This is a genomic window from Enterococcus italicus DSM 15952, from assembly GCF_000185365.1.
GTDB lineage: Bacteria > Bacillota > Bacilli > Lactobacillales > Enterococcaceae > Enterococcus_G > Enterococcus_G italicus.
Genome location: NZ_GL622241.1, coordinates 422,761 through 426,299, shown reverse-complemented (window position 1 = coordinate 426,299; position 3,539 = coordinate 422,761). Strand labels below are relative to the sequence as shown.

General features: G+C 33.3%; 1 protein-coding gene and 1 pseudogene. One reads left to right on the top strand and one right to left on the bottom strand.

Annotated elements, in window-relative coordinates; all coding sequences use genetic code 11:
- Positions 1–209: 209 nt before the first annotated feature.
- A pseudogene (locus HMPREF9088_RS02020) lies at positions 210–2,974 on the top strand (cation-translocating P-type ATPase).
- A 94-nt stretch (positions 2,975–3,068) separates the two neighbouring features.
- Here the strand turns inward: HMPREF9088_RS02020 and HMPREF9088_RS02010 are convergent.
- Positions 3,069–3,539: CHAP domain-containing protein (locus tag HMPREF9088_RS02010; protein ID WP_007207444.1), on the bottom strand; the 471-nt coding region annotated here is incomplete at its 5' end.

Genomic DNA, 3,539 nt, shown 5'->3' with positions numbered 1-3,539 from the left:
AATCAAATTTAAAACCAATGGTTTTAAAAAGTGGTGCAGATGATTTTGCAATTAATGCTATTCTCTATTAAAATATTACATGATATGTTAGTATAAAGTATAATAAGTGAAATAGGTTGGGCATATGCTTCAAGGTTTTTCTCCTGAGGGTAAGGGAGAATTACTTTGAGTGTATGCTTTTTCTATTATCTAGGGAGAGGAAGCGTTTGATGAATTTTTATAAGCAAGCAAAAGAAGATATTTTGGAAAAATTTGAAGTTAATACCAAAAGAGGATTGGCAAGTACTCAGGTAAATTTAAATAGGGAAATTTACGGAGAAAATAAGTTGCCAGAAGAAAAAGAAGACTCGTATCTAAAGGTATTTTTGAAAAGTTTTAAAGAGCCAATTGTGATAGTTTTATTAGGGGCTGTAGTGTTATCATTTTTAAGCTCAATATATGCATTTCATTTTCAAGGTGATCAAAAACATGGAAAGGAAGCCTTATATGAAGCAATAGCAATTTTGATTTTAATCATTATTAATGCTTTTCTTGGTTTTTGGCAAGAAATAAGTGCTCGAAAAAGTTTAAATGCACTAAAGGAAATGAATAGTAGGTATACTACTGTTTTAAGAGACGGTGAATGGCTAAAAGTATTAGCAACTGAACTAGTGGTAGGAGATATTGTAAAAGTTGAAGTAGGTGATTTTGTCGAAGCAGATATAAGGTGGGTACAATCCGAAGAGCTGCAAGTCATTGAATCACATCTGACAGGAGAACCTGATGCAATATCTAAAAGAATAGAGGTTATTGAAGAAGATACTGAAGTAGGTGACCGTTTTAATATGGGATTTGCTGGATCAACGGTATCTAACGGTCAGGGTGTTGGAATTGTAGTGGCTGTTGGGGAACATACTGAATTAGGAAAAATAGCAAAATTGATTCAATCTGTTGAAAATAAAAAATCTCCATTACAATTTACTGTAAATAAATTGACAAAATCTTTAATGAAAATTTCTGCGGCTATTGTAATTTTTACATTTATAGTGGGAATCATTCGTTCAGGAGAGATTAGTATTGAGTCTATAACATCTGTGCTATCAACATCAATAGCATTGGCCGTTGCATCTATTCCAGATGCACTACCTGCAGTGCTATCAATTGTATTAACTATTGGTGCAGCTAAGATGGCACGAAACAAAGGATTAATTAAATCGTTAAATAGTGTAGAAACGCTAGGGAGTACTTCGTATATTTGTTCTGATAAAACTGGAACTTTAACCAAGAATGAAATGACTGTTACAAAATTATTTTCTAACGGTGAGTTTTATACAGTTACAGGATTAGGATATTCGCCAAAAGGTGAGCTAATTAGTATTGAAAAGGATACTAAGAAAGTTTCTAATCAAAATATTTCAGATTTTATCATGGGTGCAGTGTTATGTAATGACTCAACAATAAAAGAAATCGATGGCGAATTTGTACCTTTTGGAAATCCGACAGAAGTATCTTTGACAGTCCTTGGGCAAAAAGTAAATGTTGTCAAGAAAGATTTGCTTGAAAATATTGAAATCGTACGCACATTACCTTTTACTAGTAGTAGAAAGATGATGAGTGTTGTGATAAAGACAAATTCAGGTTACAAAGTCTATACAAAAGGTGCTCCAGATGTTCTTGTAGAAAAAAGTTTTGGTATATTAAATAAAGATAAAATTGATAATTCAACGAGTACGAAAAAAAGTTTCATTGAAATTGTAGAAAGTTACGCTAATCAAGCCTTAAGAACTTTAGCTGTTGGATATAAGAATATAACGCAAGAAGAAGCTGAGAATGCAACAATTGATGAGCTAGAGAAAAGTCTTATTATAACTGGTGTTGCAGGAATCATTGACCCTGCTAGAAAAGAAGTTAAAGAGTCTATAAGTGTATTGCATGATGCCAATGTAGAAGTAGTTATGATTACAGGGGATCATGAGAATACAGCTCGTGCAATAGCTCTTGATTTAGGGATTGTTGAATCGCAACAAGCAAATGTCATTAAAGGTATAGAAATAGAAAATATGTCGGATAAAGAATTATTTTCTGTAGTGAAAGAAACAAAAGTATACGCAAGAGTATCTCCAGAACATAAGCAAAGGATTGTTAAACAACTGCAAAATCACGGTCAAGTAGTAGCAATGACAGGAGATGGGGTGAATGATGCTCCAGCATTAAAAGCAGCCAACATCGGAATAGCTATGGGGATTGTGGGAACAGAAGTAACGAAAGACTCCGCAGATCTTATTTTACTCGATGATAAATTTACGACTATTGAAAAGACAGTACAAAGTGGACGAACAATTTATGCAAATATTAAAAATTTTATGAGGCATGAATTAACGACCAATGTGGCAGAAGTGTTATCTTTATTACTAGGGTTACTTTTTTTAATAGTACTGTAGGTCTTGTTAATGCCAATACACCTACATTAACAGCACTAATGGTTTTGTGGGTAAATATGGTGAGTGATGCCGTTCCTTCATTTGCATTAGGGTATGATGTAGCAGAAGCAGATATCATGAAGGAACGACCAAGAAACCCAAATGAATCTGTTTTGGCTAACTATACTTGGTCAAGAGTATTAATAAGAGGGATGTTTATGGGGGTGATGGTATACGCTAGTTTCTTATTAGCAGCTCAGTCTGGAATGACTAGTAATGAAGCCCAAACAGTTGCGTTTCTAACTTTAGTTTATGGTCAATTATGGCATGTATTTGATGCACGTAGCTCAAGTACTTTATTTAGGAGAAACCCATTTGGTAATCCACGTTTAGTATTAGCTGTATTATTTGCTGGAATTTCTTCTTATTTGATAACTATTATTCCTTTCTTTAATACAGTAATAGGAACAGCGCAGCTACCAATGAATGTCTATTTGATGGTACTATTTATACCAGCATTACCTACTTTAATTCTTTCTAGTCTAAAAGAATTACTAAAAATTAAAATTTGGTAATACTAAACTCTAGGGGATTGCTTATGCAGTCCCCTAGTTGTTTTTATGGATATAAATATTTTTCTTAGCATTGCTTAGTTGACACATTTATCAATTAATATGTTCCGTACCCCATAATATAAGGGCTATTTTTTTCATAACTTAATTTAGCAATTTTATCTCCTGAATTCCCTTCAATTGTGAAAATAACTTCATTTTCTACTTTCTCAACAATCCCAACATGGTCGCTAACAAAATCACCATCCCAGTCAAAAAAGATGATATTACCACTTTTAGGCAAATTTCCTTTCTCCAACCACTGATTTTTAGCTTTAAAATTTTCAATACCTGTTGGGCAATAAGCGAACCGTTCCATTTTAACTCCAGCTTTTTCAGCATTATAAGAAACAAAAATAGCGCACCATTCTACACGTCCATTAAAGCCATACCATTGCCAATATTTCGTTCCACCCTCATGTGTTCCTTCATCTAATTCTTTAAGTGCTGCTTTTACAATAGTTGAATTCCCTTGACTATTATTGTTGGAAGTAGAAGTGATGTATTGTTTAACAATTTGAGCATAAAA